The sequence below is a fragment of the Polynucleobacter sp. MWH-UH23A genome, assembly GCF_040409805.1.
In the GTDB taxonomy this organism is placed as follows: domain Bacteria; phylum Pseudomonadota; class Gammaproteobacteria; order Burkholderiales; family Burkholderiaceae; genus Polynucleobacter.
On the sequence record NZ_CP099572.1, the window covers coordinates 734,119 to 749,983 of the forward strand.

Here is a 15,865-nt window from a genome sequence, read left to right on the forward strand (position 1 = left end):
TTCTGCATTAGCTGAGCCTTGGACTTAAAATAAGCCCATGAAAACCGAATTAGAGCAGAGCTTTCGTAGGCTCGAATACCGTCCTCCTGTTTACACCTTTGATCAAGTTGAGCTAGATATCGCGCTTGATCCAGCACGCACAATTGTTAAAAGCAAGATTGAGGTCCTGCCTGGCAAAAGTTTTGAATCAGGTGCGCCATTAGTGTTGGCTGGGCAGGAGCTGGAGTTTGTCAGTTTGCGAATTAATGGTGAGGCGCATCGTCATTTTGAGCTCACCCCAGAGATATTGACTATTCACTCTTTGCCAAAAGAAGGTAAGGAGAAATTTACCCTTGAAATTATCTCGGTTTGTGTGCCGGAAAAAAATACTAGCCTGATGGGTTTGTATGTTTCTAATAGAAACTTCTTTACCCAATGCGAGGCAGAGGGCTTCAGAAAAATTACCTACTTCTTGGATCGACCTGATGTCATGGCTCGCTATCGTGTGACCTTGCGGGCGATTGAAGCTCAATACCCTGTATTGCTATCAAATGGTAACTTGCTCAAAGAAGAAAAGTTACCAAACGGTTGGCATAGTGCCACTTGGGAAGATCCATTTCCAAAACCATCATATCTATTCGCTTTAGTGGCTGGAAAGTTCGAATGCATAGAAGAAACCATTACCACTGGTAGTGGGGCAAAAAAATTACTGCAAATCTGGGTTGAGCCTCACGATTTGCAAAAGACCCGTCACGCAATGGATTCTTTGATTGCATCAATACATTGGGACGAGAAGCGTTTTGGTCTCGAGCTTGATCTGGAGCGCTTCATGATTGTTGCCGTTGGCGATTTCAACATGGGTGCAATGGAAAACAAGGGTTTGAATATATTCAATACCAAGTTTGTGTTGGCTCAGCCCGATACCGCTACTGATGCAGACTTTGCCAATATTGAAAGTGTTGTTGCCCATGAATATTTCCATAACTGGACAGGCAATCGTGTTACTTGCCAGGATTGGTTTCAGTTATCACTTAAAGAGGGTCTAACCGTATTTCGTGATCAAGAGTTTTCGGCTGATCAAATGGGTAGCGAGTCTGGAAGAGCGGTTAAGCGTATTGAGGATGTGCGTTTATTGCGTCAGCTGCAGTTCCCAGAAGACGCGGGTCCTATGGCGCACCCCATACGCCCTGACGAGTATCAGGAAATTAATAACTTTTACACAGTGACTGTCTATGAGAAGGGGTCTGAAGTTGTGCGGATGTATCAAACCCTATTGGGTAGAGATGGCTTCCGCAAGGGTATGGACTTGTATTTCCAGCGCCATGATGGTCAGGCAGTAACATGTGACGATTTTTTGGCTGCGATGGCCGATGCTAATGGGAAAGACTTAACTCAGTTCAAGAATTGGTATAGCCAGGCGGGCACACCACGCGTGAAAGTAGAAGAGCAATATGATGCAACTAAAAAACAATACCGCCTCACATTAACTCAGAGCTGTGCATCTACACCTGGTCAAGCGGAGAAGAAGCCATTTCATATTCCGCTGAAAGTGCGACTCATTACTGCTAGCAATAATCAAGCAGAACAATTGCTAGAGCTCACAGAGCCAACGCAAGTCTGGACATTTGATCAGATTGAAGATCGACCTGTGCTTTCCATTAACCGAAACTTCTCTGCACCAGTCAATATTGACTTTGAGCAGCCCGAGGAAGATTTATTGACACTACTTTCTAGCGATGACGATCCATTTAATCGCTGGGAAGCAGGGCAGAAGCTAGCTATGCAAATGATTTTGAATAATCGTTTGCCAGATTCAGTACTCATTAATGCCTATCGTGAAATTTTGCTAGATCCAAACCTTGATCCAGCATTTAAAGAGTTAGCACTGACGCTGCCTGCCGAATCTTATTTATATGAGCAGTGCAAGAGTGTTGATCCCCAGAAGATATTTACCGCGCGACAAGCTTTCCGGAAAGAGCTGGCCAAGCAATTGCAATTAGAGTGGGCCGCACTTTACCAACAGAATCAAACTCCAGGATCTTTTAAGTCTGATGCGATTGATTCTGGAAAGCGCGCCCTCAAGAATTTGGCTTTAAGCATGTTGTTGGATGCGGATCCCAAGATTTGGGCGCCAATGGCCCGCAATCAATACCAGATTGCTGACAATATGACAGATCGTTATGCAGCCTTATCTGCTCTGGTAATGCATGGTGCAAAAGGCGCGAAAGAATGCCTTGAGGATTTCTGTAAACGTTTTGCAGATGATGCGCTCGTGATTGATAAGTGGTTTGCATTGCAGTCTAGCCGCCCACCTATTGATGGTCTTGAGTCCACACTTGATGAAGTGAAGCGCTTGCGTGAGCATCCAGCATTTAAGTTAAATAATCCAAATCGTGCCCGCAGTGTTATCCACATGTTCTGCGCAAATAATCCTGCGAGTTTTCATCAGGCTGATGGAAGTGGTTATGCTTTCTGGGCGGAGAGCGTTTTGGCTCTAGACCCCATCAACCCCCAGGTTGCCGCTCGTCTTGCCAGAGCCTTAGATCGCTGGCGCCTATTTGCCGAGCCCTACCAGAGCAAGATGAAGGCTGCTTTAGAGCAGGTAGCAGCTTGTCAGACCCTTTCCCCAGATGTGAAAGAGGTGGTTGCTAAGGCTTTGGGCGTCTAATTTTCAAGGTGTCAGTGAATCAATGAAGTTGTGAGTTATAGGCAATATCAAACTTGCGTGCAAGCGAATCTAGGTTTCTATCTAAGGTCCAAATCTGAGCATTTTCGGATAGGAGTGCAGAGGCAAGAAGTGACATATCTATAGCTCCACACCCAGATTCGTATAACTTATGAACCTCAATAAAATCTAAAGTTTCATCCGTCGTAGCAACAGTGGCTTGCTGTAATTTTTTTAAGTAACCGAGCATTTTGGTTCTGGGTGATGGTGGAGACCCACATGCTATCTCCATCATTACTAATGGATGACACAGAACTCGATCATTCAATAGTAAAGATTCAAACACTACATTTGATTTTCTGAAGTGCGATACCCAAACAGACGTATCAACCAATACCATAGTCATATTTATTGGCCGCCGTTTGATTTGCGTCTCGGAATGTTTTTCATGTGAGGTGCTTTACCGCCAAGTGCGGCCAGTCGCTTGGCTGCTTGTACTCGAATAAATACATTCATAGCTTCGCGAAAGATGTTGGCTTTGTCGGTACCTGGATCCGCAAGATCGAGACCCATTTGATAAAGTTCATCGTCAATAGTTACTGTGGTTCTCATGTTATCCTCATCAATTTTGATACATAATAGCATCAAAATAAACATCAAACAACTCAAAATTTCCAATTTGGAGGCTAAAAATAAGGTGTTTTTAGTAGGAAACTAATTACAGGGCAAAATAGAGACCAATTCATGTTTTAGCGCTCTGGAGAAATCGTTTTGTCTTCTACCCATACCAATTTCAAGCAGTATTTGGCAATAGCCAAACCAAAGGGGGCTGCTGTGCCAGCTGGCCTCCAAGATTTATTGCTTGCTGTAGTCAATACCTGCTCAACCCTAAGTCATGAAGTTGCTCAAGGAGCATTAATTGGACTGCTGGGTTCTGCTGGTACCGGAAATGTTCAGGGTGAAGTTCAGCAAAAGCTCGACATTATTGCGAATGATTTATTAATTGATGGTGTAAAGAACTGCAAATCATTGGCTGGACTAGCATCTGAAGAAATGGAATTGCCTGTTCCTGTTCAGGGTGCAGGCGACTATTTATTATTATTTGATCCACTCGATGGCTCATCTAATATTGATGTCAATGTTTCCATTGGGACAATTTTCTCAATTCTCAAAAAGCAAGATCCGCAAGCGCCACTACAAACCTCTGACTTTTTATTATCAGGTCGTCACCAAGTGGCTGCTGGATATGTCGTGTATGGACCTCAAACCACAATGGCTCTGACCTTGGGCGATGGCGTTGTGATGTTTACGCTGAATAAGGTGACGGGCGAGTTCTTGCTCATTAAAGACGCCGTGACGATTGCGCATTCAACCAAAGAGTTTGCAATCAATATGTCCAATATGCGCCATTGGGCGGATCCAGTGCGCCGCTATGTGGAGGAGTGCTTAGCCGGAGTAGGCGGCGCTCGTGAAAAAGACTTCAATATGCGTTGGATTGCATCTATGGTGGCCGATGTTCACCGTGTACTTTCTCGTGGTGGCGTATTTATGTATCCATGGGATAAGCGCGAGCCAAATAAGCCAGGTAAATTGCGCCTGATGTACGAAGCCAACCCCATGAGTTTCTTGGTGGAGCAGGCAGGTGGCGCATCTACCAATGGCAAAGATTTGATTATGGATTTGCAACCTACCGATCTGCATGAACGTGTTTCAGTAATACTTGGGTCTAAAGAAGAAGTTGATCTTTTGCGTCACTACCATGCATAAGAATGTTTTCAGATTAAATTCCGAGATCATAGGTAAAAAACCCAATCAGACGATTGGGTTTTTATTGAGTAAGGCTTAATCAATTTAGCCTTCTAAGGCTGCACTTTTTCTTTAAGGTAGGCTAATGACTCCTCAACCTGGTCAATTAAGATTAAGCAGATATCGCCCTCAGAGACATCATTCAAGGCGGTATCAATAGCCAGAAACTCCCCATGAATTTCTTTCACCTGTTTAGCTCTAGTTGCGCCAACCAAGCCTTCTTGTAAAAGCTTTAATACTTCGCCGTCTTCGCGACCGCGCTGACAGGCATCTTGATAAAGAATGACATTGTCAAATGCATTGCCCAGAATACGCGTGAGATCACGAATATCTTCATCCCGACGATCACCAGCGCCACTGATAACCACATGGCTCTTTTTGGGTTTCATCGCCTCAATTGCACTGGTCAGAGCACGCATCGCATCTGGATTGTGGCCATAATCGGCAATGACGGTAGCGCCTTTGTGTTTGAACTGGTTAAAGCGACCCGGTACAGAATTGGCAGTGCTTTCAAAGCTGCTTAAGCCGCGTGCAATTTTTTCTGCATCCAATCCAAGCGCCCAGGCAGCGCCAATTGCCGCCATGGCATTCTCGATTTGGAAGCCAAGGACACCATTTTGGGTTAATGGGATTTCGCTAACAGGGAAGCGGTAGATGACGCGCGAGCCTTTTGAAGCGACGATATAGGTGCCGTCAAAGAAAATGACTTTTTTGTTTTTCGCACGATGCGCCGTAATCACAGGGTGATGTTGGTTCTGGGCAAAGAAGATGACGCGGCCAGGGCATTTATCACCCATCTTTGCAACCATTGGATCTGCTGCATTCAACACTGCGGCACCTGTAGGGGCGACGTTTTGCACAATCACACGCTTGAGGATTGCTAGATCTTCAACGCTGGTGATGTAGTTCAATCCCAAGTGGTCACCTTCACCAATATTAGTTACAACGGCCACTTCACAACGATCGAACCCTAAGCCTTCACGTAATAAACCACCACGAGCAGTTTCCAGAACAGCTGCATCTACATCTGGATGCATTAATACATTACGCGCACTCTTAGGCCCACTGCAATCACCAGTGTCAATCAGGCGGTTGTTGATGTACACACCATCAGTGCCAGTCATGCCAACTCGTAAGCCCGTTTCACTCAGTAGATGGGAAATTAATCTGACTGTCGTAGTTTTGCCGTTAGTTCCGGTAACGCCTACTACTGGAATGCGTCCATCTTCACCGGGAGGGAACATCATATTGATGATGTCTTCGCCAACGGGGCGACCTTTGCCGTAAGAGGGTTTGAGATGCATGCGCAATCCAGGGGCCGCATTGACCTCGACGATGCCACCACCTTGTAGCTCTAATGGTTTGTAGATGGACTCACAGAGAATATCGACGCCAGCAATATCAAGGCCAATCATTTGAGCTGCCGCAACTGCACTTGCTGCGACATCGGGGTGCACATCATCGGTTACATCGGTTGCAGTGCCACCAGTACTGAGGTTGGCATTATTACGTAGCAAGACACGCTCACCAATTTTGGGAATATATTGTGGCGAGAGTCCATTGCTTGCCAAGTGCGCAAGTGCAATATCATCAAAACGAATCTTAGTTAGGGCGGTAGCATGACCATCACCACGTAAAGGATTCTGATTCTCTTTTTCAACTAGCTCAGCAACCGTATGTTTGCCATCGCCCACAACTTGAGCAGGTTCACGACGGGCAGCTGCTGATAAGCGATTACCTACAACCAAAAGCCGGTAGTCAGCTCCAGGAAGATATCGCTCAACAATCGTTTCACGTCCAAAGGCTTGCGTCACTTCAAAACCAGCGCGCACTTCCTCTTCGGTCTGAATGTTTGCAACAACTCCTTTACCTTGATTGCCATCTTTGGGCTTCAAAACGATAGGGCCACCAATCTTTTGGGCAGCACGCCATGCATCATCAGCGCTTGTTACTACCTCGCCAATGGGAACGGAAACGCCTGCAGCGGCGAGTAAGTTCTTGGTAAGCTCTTTATCTTGGGCAATCGCTTCCGCAATTGCGCTCGTATCACTCGTTTCCGCGGCTTGAATACGTTTTTGCTTGCTTCCCCAACCAAATTGCACCATGCTGCCTTCAGTCATGCGGCGATATGGAATGTTTCTTTGAACGGCGGCGTCCACTATTGAGCCAGTGCTGGGGCCTAGGCGCACATCTTCATAAAGCGCTTCAAGCTCAGATAAAGCAGCAGCTAGGTCAAAAGGAGCGTCATTAAGGGTCGCTTGAATCAGTGCGAAGGCAAAATCAAATGCCATACGGCCAACAACTTCTTCAATGTATTCAACAACAACTTGATACACGCCTTCGTCAATCGTTTGTACAGTGCGACTAAATGTCACAGGACATCCTGCTTGTGCCTGCAATCCAAGCGCAGCATGTTCTAGAGCGTTTGCAAGAGAGAGTGGGTCAGTGAGTCCGCCGCGACGCATGCTGCCAAGTTGTGGAAAGCGTTCACGAATTTTGGTCTCAAACTGAGGAATAGCATCGATTGAGCGCTCGTTCACATCGCAAGTGACAATGGCTTCTAATGCTGTGTGGCGACTCCATAAATTTGGGCCGCGCAACATACGAATGCGGGTGATTTCCAATTAAGCCCCTGTTATGGTTGTTGCATCTGGCACAAAGGTTTGCGCGCCAGCTTCAATCACGTTAAATGGAATATCCAGGGCCCATGCTGCTGCAATGGCAGCGCCGAGGTTCATGGTTTTCCAAGGTGTGGTGGTATTTGATTCGGAGTGTCTTGGTACTGGGATCGATTTCTGATCTAACTTGCCAGCTTTCAATGTGATTTGTTGTTTGCCAACGAGTACAGCACGACCACCATTTTGAATATGCGCTTTAACTACTTCAGAGTCTAGATTTTCGCTAAAGAAAATCACCTCACCATCGCATAGCTCAGCCATTTGAACGCACATGGCATCATCAGCATTCAGCACACCAACACCAGTTGGAAGCACAACGTCAATTTGAGTGCGCACAATGCTAAAGACTTGATCTTCATCATAGATAGCGTACTCAGGGAAGTTGGCTTTGGGGTCTACGTTAAGAACAATACCCACTTGGCAGCGATCATAGGCTAAACCTTCAATCAACATTGACAGGTGATTGTTTTCAATAACAGCAGCCTCAACAGCACGGTTCAATAGTGTGCGACGGGCATTTTCCCAGTTTGATGCATTGGTGTTCGGAATGGCTCGATTGCCAAAGAACAAGCCCTTACTACAAGATAGGCCGACGTATACATTAGTAAGACGTAAAAAGTGGGCAACCATTTCAGCAACGGGTGTTTTGCCACTCTGGCCACAGATACCAACTAAGGGAATGCGGAAGTCGGCGCCAGGTGGGAAGAGGTGATTCGCAATCTCTTTTCCAACGGGTTGTGGCTTACCGCTTGCAGGCTTTAAGTGCATCAATAGACCTGGGCCTGCATTGACCTCAACTATCGCTGCATTTTGTTCTGCGAGTGGACGGCTGATATCTTGCGCCACAAGATCAACGCCAGCGATTTCTAAACCAACAACACGAGCGGCTAAAGCAACCTGCCTGGCGACATCAGGGTGAACTAAGTCGGTGACGTCAAACGCCACATTGCCATTACTTTGAATAAGTACTTTTTGATCCAGGGCGGGGATGCTATCACCAGTAAGTTTTTGACGAGCCAGTTCTAATTCAACGGCAGAATCAATTCTGACGGGATTCAAAGGATGTTCTTCAGCAGTACCGCGACGGGGATCAGAATTAATCTGAATTTGAATGAGTTCACGAACGGTATGTTTACCATCACCAGTAACCCAAACGGTTTCACCTTTTGCGGCAGCAACAACTTTATTGCCAACAACTAGTAAGCGGTGCTCATCACCAACAATATGACGCTCAACCAAAACTTCGCTACCTTCATCAATCGCTACAGCATAGGCTGCTTCAATTTCTTGTTGGGTGTACAAATTAATAAATACGCCACGACCATGGTTTCCGTCAATCGGCTTCACAACAACAGGTAAGCCGATATCTTGTGCTGCCTCCCAGGCATCATCAGGACTAGTAACGGTTCTACCTTCAGGCGTTGGAACACCTGCGCTACGTAACAGGCTTTTAGTTAAATCTTTATCACGAGAAATCGTTTCTGCAATCGCGCTGGTTTGATCTGTCTCAGCAGTCCAGATGCGACGTTGCTTTGCACCATAGCCTAATTGAACTAAGTTCCCTTCAGAAAGGCGAATCGAGGGAATGCCACGCTCTTCGGCAGCATTCACAATACACGCAGTGCTAGGGCCAAGTAATAAGTCATCACCAAGATCGCGCAACTTCTCAATGATGTCTTGAACTAATGCAAGGTAGTCTTGATTGTCTTGGGCAAGTGCCAAATAAAGATCACGAGCGTACTTTAATGCGGTGAGGGTAACTTCTTCATTGATCGCACTAACCATGACTTTGTAAACACCACGACGGTCGCCGTCACGAGCCTTGCCAAATCCTCCAGGAATTCCAGCGAGATTTTGCAATTCAAGTGTCAGGTGCTCCATGATGTGAGCTGGCCAAGTGCCTTCTTCAACGCGTTTGAGAAAGCCGCCGGTTTCACCATAACTGCAACGGTGCTCAACTAGACTTGGAAGTGCTTTAACCAGGCGGTCATAAAAGCCTGGGATGAGGTTAGAAGGGTAGTCCTCAAGTTCGCCGATATCGATCCACACCTCAATGACAGGGTGGTAGGTCCACATATTGGGACCACGCAGGTGCTTAACACTCAGGATTTCAATATATTTATCTAATAACTGGGGCATTTAAGGTTTAGCGAGGGGTCTTAGCCGAAGTTCGGGGCTTGGACGGAGCAGGCTGTCTCTGAGTTCTAGTTTTATTGAAAATCCAAAAAGTGGCAAAAATACATAAAAAAGCTGATTACGCTAATTTAACGGTTTTCCGCCCCCTAAAGTTGACAGAGACAATAAATCTAAAAAATTGAGCTCCACTATACTTTTGGGGTTAATGAAGCCAGAAATCCTACCTTTTGCCCCCGCTTTGCCAAGCTACTGGCAAGCCATTTTGAGGGGTGAAAAATCGCCTATTCAATCCGAAGAAGCCTTGCTGGCATGGGTTGAACTCGATTTAGATGCGGATCTGCGTTTTAACAAAAGCCTTTTGGCGCTGACAGAACAGCTCTTAATTTGGACTGATGGTCAGCATTTTGAGTTCTGGACGATTGGCGCAGAAGTGCGCTTGGTTCACGGGGATCATGCAGGTGTCGGGCACTTAAGGCTCGAGTTAGCCAACAGTCTGAAAAAGATTTGGTATTTCACTCTAGCAGTGAACCCACAAGTGCTGCGTCTGCAATCTGCTTTCAGAAAGTTGACTCAAGGTAGTCAGCAAAGCGAGAGTGAGCTCAGCGAGTATGACAAGCAAGTATGCCCAGCATGCTTAAGCCCCAAACCCGCAAACTCCGATGCTTGTCCAACCTGTGATCCTGAAGACGATAAGCCGCCTTCAACCTGGACATTATTCAAGCTTTGGCGTTTTGCTAAGCCTTATCAAAGCCAGCTATTACTCGGTTTTGTCTTGACCCTGTTATCGACTGGTGCAACTTTGATTCCGCCATACCTTACGATGCCTTTAATGGATCATGTATTGATTCCATATGAGCGGGGCAATCCAATCGATTTTCATTTGGCGAGTATGTATTTGCTAGCACTCTTTGGTGCAGCGCTAGTTGCTTGGGGTCTTGGTTGGTGGAAGACATACTTGCTTGCACTAGTGAGCGAGCGTATTGGTGCAGACCTTCGCAATACTACTTTTGAACACTTATTAAAGCTCTCGCTCGAGTACTTTGGGGGCAAGCGCACTGGTGATTTGATAGCTCGCATAGGCGCGGAGACCGATCGTATCTGCGTCTTCCTATCCCTTTACGCGCTCGACTTTGCGACAGATGTGCTCATGATTACGATGACTGCGGCCATCCTAGTTTCGATTGATCCGTTATTAGCTTTGGTCACTCTAGCGCCGTTGCCATTCATTGTCTGGATGATTCATGTGGTGCGCGATAAGTTGCGTTTTGGTTTTGAAAAGATTGATCGTATTTGGTCTGAAGTGACCAATATCTTGGCTGACACTATTCCAGGTATTCGTGTTGTCAAAGCATTCGCACAAGAAGATCGCGAACTTAAACGTTTCGTAGATTCCAATAAACACAATTTACAAATCAACGATCGAGTCAATCGCGTTTGGGGATTGTTTTCTCCAACAGTCACTTTATTAACTGAGACTGGTTTGCTGGTGGTGTGGGGCTTTGGTATTTGGCAAGTAGCACATCAAAAAGTGACAGTAGGTGTGCTGATTGCCTTCCTGGCTTACATTGGCCGTTTCTATGTGCGCTTGGATTCTATGAGTCGGATTGTTTCGCATACTCAAAAAGCTGCTGCAGGTGCTAAACGTATCTTTGATATTCTGGACCACGTCTCAAGCGTTCCCGAGCCCATCAATCCCGCGCCTTTAGGCCCTGTTCAAGGTCGAATCACCATGCGTGGCGTGGGCTTTCGGTATGGCAACCGTGCCGTATCCAAAGGAATTGATCTAGAAATTGCCCCTGGAGAAATGATTGGCTTGGTTGGTCATAGTGGCTCAGGTAAGAGTACCTTGGTAAACCTGATCTGTCGTTTCTATGACGTGAGCTCGGGTTCTATTGCATTAGATGGGCGCGATATTCGCAGTATTGGTATCGCAGACTATCGCAAGCGCATCGGTCTTGTGTTGCAAGAGCCATTCTTATTCTTTGGAACGATTGCTGAAAATATTGCATACGGAAAACCTGATGCAAGCCGTGAAGAAATTATTCAAGCAGCCCGTGCTGCCCATGCTCATGAATTTATTCTGCGCCTACCGCTTGGTTATGACTCGCTGGTGGGTGAGCGTGGTCAATCACTCTCTGGTGGTGAGCGTCAACGTATTTCAATCGCTAGAGCGTTGCTGATTAACCCAAGCATCTTGATCTTGGATGAGGCTACTTCATCAGTCGACACTACCACCGAGAAAGAAATTCAGCGGGCGTTGGACAACTTAGTGAAGGGACGCACAACGATCGCAATTGCACACCGTCTCTCTACTTTAAGAAAGGCCGATCGCCTTGTGGTGCTTGATAAAGGCGAGATCGTAGAGATTGGTTCTCATGAGCAGCTAATGGAGGCTGAAGGCGCCTATTACACCTTGTACCTGGCGCAATTGCGCCATGCTGCAGAGCTGGTCGAGGGTGGTGCAATCGGCGAAAGTTTAGAAGAGACCGCAGAAGAAAAACAAGCAGAAAGACAAGAAGAATCCTTGCAAGTAATCGCGAAAAATATTGGGGGAGGGGTATGACGCAAGATCATCAATCCACTAATGCATTACATCGTGATTCGCTTGGACGTTTAGTCTTTATCGACGCAAAAGGGATATCGCACATCGACGTTCATCCAGTCAGAGCATTCCCAATTACCGCAACCAGTGTTGGTATTGCCATCATGAACCAATCAGGCAAGGAAGTCTGTTGGTATCCAAATGTATCGGACATTCCAAAAGCAGAACTCGTGCTTATTGAGGAAGAATTGGCTGCACGTGAATTTATGCCGGTAATTGAAAAAATCACTAGAGTCTCTACCTTCGCAACACCCAGCATCTGGGATATCGAAACTGATCGCGGCCCTACGCGGATTCGTTTGAAGGGTGAAGAAGACATTCGTAGAATCGCTGGCAATACATTGCTAATTGCCGATTCGCATGGCTTGCAGTTCTTAATTAAAGATGCCACCCAGTTGGACAAGACCAGCAAGAAGTTTTTGGACCGATTCCGCTAGAATTTAACCAATTCAGCCGCTTTAGCTCAGTTGGTAGAGCAGTTCATTCGTAATGAAAAGGTCGCCAGTTCGATTCCGGCAAGCGGCACCATCACACTTGCCCCGAATGCCTTTAGGGTCTTTAATGGTGCAAGTTTTTGCAATTGCAAACGCCCTTTTTGTGCAGAAATTAGTACACTATGAATTGGCTTTGGCTTGATTTATAAGGGTTTTCACTAAAACGAAGACCTCTATGTGACTCGTTTTTGAAATTATTGATGGTAGTCAAGTTCAACTTTTCTAACTTGTTCAAAAATCACACGTGTATTAAATAAGCCAAATTAAATTGGTAATCATTTTGGAGACAGATGTTATGAAGATGAAGTTAAAAGGGGCTTTACTTTCTGCCGCATTGGCCCTTGGCGTTACTGGCGCATCGACTGCCTACGCAGCATGGGAGCCAACTAAACCAGTTGAATTCATCATTCCAGCAGGCCCAGGTGGCGGCGCCGATCAGATGGCTCGCATGATTCAGGGAATCATTACCAAAAATAATTTAATGAAGCAGGCAATCATTCCGGTCAATAAAGGCGCCGGCGCTGGTGCAGAAGGCTTCTTGGCAATGAAAGAGGCAAAGGGCGATCCAAATAAGATCGTGATCACTCTTTCTAATTTGTTTACAACACCATTGGCAACAGGTGTTCCATTTAGCTGGCAAGACATTACGCCAGTGGCAATGTTGGCACTTGATCAGTTTGTGCTGTGGGATAACGCAGAAAAGCCTTATAAGACTGCGAAAGAATATATCGATGCAGCAAAAGCAGCTGGGCCTGGCAAATTCAAAATGGGTGGCACAGGCTCTAAGTCTGAAGATCAAATCATTACCGTAGCCATCGAAAAAGCGACTGGTGCAAAGTTCACCTACCTTCCATTTAAAGGGGGTGGCGATGTAGCGGTGCAACTCGTTGGTAATCACATTGATTCTTCCGTGAACAATCCAATTGAAGCCGTTGCTCAATGGCGTGCTGGTAAGTTGCGCGCGCTTTGTGTGTTTGATGACACTCGTATGCCTTACAAAGAGAAGATCACTCCAACGCAATCATGGAACGATATTCCAACCTGTAAAGAAGCTGGCGTTGCCACTGACTATGTCATGTTGCGCGGTATCTTCATGGCTCCCGGTGTAACGCAAGAGCAAGTTGATTTTTATGTGAACTTATTCAAAAAAGTTCGCGAGACACCAGAGTGGAAAAAATTCATGGCTGATGGCGCTTTCAACCAAACATTCATGACTGGTAAAGAGTTTCGTAATTGGCTCACATTGAATGAAGCTTTACATAAGCAATTGATGAGTGAAGCTGGCTTCTTAGCCAAGTAATTTGTAGGGTATCGAATAGGGCCTCCTTTGGAGGTCCTATTTTTTAGTTGTGTTTTATTAACTCTAATTAGTGAAAAAAGTAATGTCTGAACATAATAAAAATACAAATACAGAGTCTGTAATTAGCGTGCGCGCTATGGAGATCATTACAGCGCTTTTATTTATAGCGGTTGGCCTGACTGTGATGGTTGGCAGTATTAAGTTGGGTGCAAGTTGGGGTAGTGATGGTCCCGAGGCGGGCTATTTCCCTTTTTATGTCAGCTTAATCATTATTGTTTCTAGCGCGATTACGCTTTATCAAGCGGTGATTGTGAGCAAGAATAAGAAAACCGAGTCATTTGTTGATAAAGAATCATTTGGTCAAGTGATGGCTGTTTTGCTCCCGGCATTTGTGTTTATTTTGGGTGTTCAGTTGATCGGTATTTATGTTTCCTCGGCTATTTACATTGCCATATTTATGGTTTGGTTAGGTAAGTATCCAATTTGGAAGGCTGTTGCCGTAGCAGTGGGTGTAAGTGCTGCCCTTTACTTTATGTTTGAGTATTGGTTCCAGGTTCCACTACCACATGGTTCGTGGATTAACCCGCTCGAGTTCTTGGGCGTGCAATAAAAAATAACTATTAAAAAAGATTAGAAAAGAAGGAGTCCAAGTTGGAAGAAATTAGCGCTCTATTCAGCGGCTTTGCCGTTGCAATGACACCATTTAATTTATTGCTCATGCTCGTTGGTGTGACGCTTGGGGTGATCATCGGCGTGTTGCCTGGTCTTGGTGGTGCAAACGGAATTGCGATTTTGCTGCCATTGACTTTTACAATGCCCCCAACATCTGCAATCATCATGCTCTCTTGTATTTACTGGGGTGCTTTGTTCGGTGGTGCGATTACATCCGTTCTGTTTAATATTCCTGGTGAGCCGTGGTCGGTTGCGACAACCTTTGATGGTTATCCAATGGCGCGTAATGGCAAAGCTGGCGAGGCCCTAACAGCGGCGTTTACTTCTTCATTTGTGGGTGCGTTCATCGCGATCGTGATGATTACTTTCTTGGCTCCTTTGGTGGCTAAGTTCGCATTGCAGTTTGGTCCGCCCGAGTTCTTCTCTGTCTATTTACTCACCTTCTGTAGTTTCGTGGGTATGAATAAAGGTTCGCCATTTAAGACCATTTCCGCGATGATGTTAGGTTTCGCATTAGCGGCAGTAGGTATGGATACCGTTACTGGTCAATTACGCTTGACTTTTGGCCATGCTGAATTGATGCGCGGTTTTGACTTCTTGATCGCTGTTATCGGCTTGTTCGGTATTGGCGAGATTCTTCTTTCTATGGAAGAGGGTCTGGCTTTCCAAGGCGCGGCTGCGAAGATTCGTGGCAAGGTTGTGTTGGAAACTTGGAAGCAATTACCAAAATATTGGGCAACCTCAATTCGTAGTTGCTTAATTGGTTGCTGGATGGGTATTACTCCAGGTGGCGCCACACCAGCATCCTTTATGGCCTACGGTGTTGCTAAGCGTGTATCGAAAAATGGCGAGAAGTTTGGTACCGGCCAGATGGAGGGTATTGTTGCTCCAGAAACTGCCGCTCACGCTGCAGGTACATCGGCCTTGCTCCCAATGTTGTCTTTAGGTATCCCAGGTTCACCAACCGCAGCGGTATTGCTCGGTGGTTTATTGATTTGGGGTCTGCAACCTGGCCCATTGCTCTTCGTCGAGAAGCCAGACTTTGTGTGGGGCTTGATTGCGAGTATGTACTTGGGTAACTTGGCAGGCTTGTTTGTGGTGCTAACTTGCGTGCCACTGTTTGCCTCCATCTTGAGAATTCCATTCTCAATCATCGCTCCAGTCATTATTGTGATTTGTGCGGTCGGTGCGTATACCGTTCATAACGCAACCTTTGATGTTTGGCTGATGCTTGGTTTTGGTGTGCTTGGTTATGTCTTTAAGAAGCTTGATTACCCAATGGCTCCAATGGTCTTGGCCTTGGTGTTGGGTGATCGCGCAGAAGACTCATTCCGTCAGTCAATGCTGATTTCACAAGGTAGCTTAGATGTGTTCTTCTCCAACTACTTAGTTGGCGCCATCACTACATTTGCATTGTTGCTCTTGTTCTGGCCGTTGATTGGTAAGTTGATTGGCAAGAAAAAGGCTGCGGCATAAGGCCCAACCTAATTAATAGTTGGGTTTGTTAGTGAAAAGGAGGCGAATGCCTCCTTT

11 protein-coding genes and 1 tRNA gene are annotated in these 15,865 nt (G+C 46.0%); 8 read left to right on the forward strand and 4 right to left on the reverse strand.

Going from position 1 to position 15,865, the window contains the following annotated elements; all coding sequences use genetic code 11:
* Positions 1–37: 37 nt before the first annotated feature.
* Positions 38–2,647: an aminopeptidase N gene (pepN, locus tag NHB35_RS03970; protein WP_353433103.1), complete on the forward strand. Its 2,610-nt coding sequence runs from the start codon at positions 38–40 to the stop codon at positions 2,645–2,647.
* 19 nt (positions 2,648–2,666) lie between these two features.
* On the opposite strand, the gene NHB35_RS03975 is transcribed toward pepN, so the two are convergent.
* Together NHB35_RS03975 and NHB35_RS03980 are read right to left on the reverse strand one after the other, a co-directional pair.
* Positions 2,667–3,050, reverse strand: a complete 384-nt coding sequence (locus NHB35_RS03975; protein ID WP_353433104.1) for a PIN domain-containing protein — start codon at positions 3,048–3,050, stop codon at positions 2,667–2,669.
* Between the two features lie 2 nt (positions 3,051–3,052).
* Positions 3,053–3,256 carry a type II toxin-antitoxin system VapB family antitoxin gene (locus tag NHB35_RS03980; protein ID WP_353433105.1) on the reverse strand — a complete coding sequence of 68 codons (204 nt, stop codon included), beginning with the start codon at positions 3,254–3,256 and terminating at the stop codon, positions 3,053–3,055.
* Positions 3,257–3,409: 153 nt separating this feature from the next.
* Between NHB35_RS03980 and NHB35_RS03985 the strand changes: the two genes are divergently transcribed.
* Positions 3,410–4,411 (forward strand): class 1 fructose-bisphosphatase, encoded by a 1,002-nt coding sequence (locus tag NHB35_RS03985; RefSeq protein WP_353433386.1) that lies wholly within the window; start codon positions 3,410–3,412, stop codon positions 4,409–4,411.
* A 92-nt stretch (positions 4,412–4,503) separates the two neighbouring features.
* Here the strand turns inward: NHB35_RS03985 and cphA (NHB35_RS03990) are convergent, their stop codons facing one another.
* Both cphA (NHB35_RS03990) and cphA (NHB35_RS03995) read right to left on the reverse strand, forming a co-directional pair.
* The gene (cphA, locus tag NHB35_RS03990) at positions 4,504–7,074 is read right to left on the reverse strand and encodes a cyanophycin synthetase (protein ID WP_353433106.1); all 2,571 of its coding nucleotides are present in this window, start codon (positions 7,072–7,074) and stop codon (positions 4,504–4,506) included.
* Positions 7,075–9,267 (reverse strand): cyanophycin synthetase, encoded by a 2,193-nt coding sequence (gene cphA, locus NHB35_RS03995; RefSeq protein ID WP_353433107.1) that lies wholly within the window; start codon positions 9,265–9,267, stop codon positions 7,075–7,077.
* 202 nt (positions 9,268–9,469) lie between these two features.
* Between cphA (NHB35_RS03995) and NHB35_RS04000 the strand changes: the two genes are divergently transcribed.
* The 6 genes from NHB35_RS04000 (at position 9,470) to NHB35_RS04025 (ending at position 15,808) form a co-directional block, all read left to right on the forward strand.
* Positions 9,470–11,827, forward strand: coding sequence for an ABC transporter ATP-binding protein (locus NHB35_RS04000; protein ID WP_353433108.1), 2,358 nt, complete (start codon positions 9,470–9,472; stop codon positions 11,825–11,827).
* The gene (locus NHB35_RS04005; RefSeq protein ID WP_353433109.1) at positions 11,824–12,303 is read left to right on the forward strand and encodes a DUF1854 domain-containing protein; all 480 of its coding nucleotides are present in this window, start codon (positions 11,824–11,826) and stop codon (positions 12,301–12,303) included. Before NHB35_RS04000 ends, NHB35_RS04005 begins: the two co-directional genes overlap by 4 nt.
* Positions 12,304–12,318: 15 nt before the next feature.
* A tRNA-Thr gene (locus NHB35_RS04010) sits at positions 12,319–12,394 on the forward strand.
* 267 nt (positions 12,395–12,661) lie between these two features.
* Entirely contained in the window at positions 12,662–13,660 is a 999-nt protein-coding gene (locus tag NHB35_RS04015; protein WP_353433387.1) for a tripartite tricarboxylate transporter substrate-binding protein, read from the forward strand.
* Between the two features lie 82 nt (positions 13,661–13,742).
* Positions 13,743–14,270, forward strand: a complete 528-nt coding sequence (locus NHB35_RS04020) for a tripartite tricarboxylate transporter TctB family protein (protein ID WP_353433111.1) — start codon at positions 13,743–13,745, stop codon at positions 14,268–14,270.
* A 41-nt stretch (positions 14,271–14,311) separates the two neighbouring features.
* The gene (locus tag NHB35_RS04025; protein WP_353433112.1) at positions 14,312–15,808 is read left to right on the forward strand and encodes a tripartite tricarboxylate transporter permease; all 1,497 of its coding nucleotides are present in this window, start codon (positions 14,312–14,314) and stop codon (positions 15,806–15,808) included.
* Positions 15,809–15,865: the final 57 nt, after the last annotated feature.

Bases quoted from the DNA above. Each gene is read 5' to 3' on its own strand.
- pepN (WP_353433103.1), top strand. From the start codon at position 38: ATGAAAACCGAATTAGAGCAGAGCTTTCGTAGGCTCGAATACCGTCCT.
- NHB35_RS03975 (WP_353433104.1), bottom strand. From the start codon at position 3,050: ATGACTATGGTATTGGTTGATACGTCTGTTTGGGTATCGCACTTCAGA.
- NHB35_RS03980 (WP_353433105.1), bottom strand. From the start codon at position 3,256: ATGAGAACCACAGTAACTATTGACGATGAACTTTATCAAATGGGTCTC.
- cphA (WP_353433107.1), bottom strand. From the start codon at position 9,267: ATGCCCCAGTTATTAGATAAATATATTGAAATCCTGAGTGTTAAGCAC.
- NHB35_RS04000 (WP_353433108.1), top strand. From the start codon at position 9,470: ATGAAGCCAGAAATCCTACCTTTTGCCCCCGCTTTGCCAAGCTACTGG.
- NHB35_RS04005 (WP_353433109.1), top strand. From the start codon at position 11,824: ATGACGCAAGATCATCAATCCACTAATGCATTACATCGTGATTCGCTT.
- NHB35_RS04015 (WP_353433387.1), top strand. From the start codon at position 12,662: ATGAAGTTAAAAGGGGCTTTACTTTCTGCCGCATTGGCCCTTGGCGTT.
- NHB35_RS04020 (WP_353433111.1), top strand. From the start codon at position 13,743: ATGTCTGAACATAATAAAAATACAAATACAGAGTCTGTAATTAGCGTG.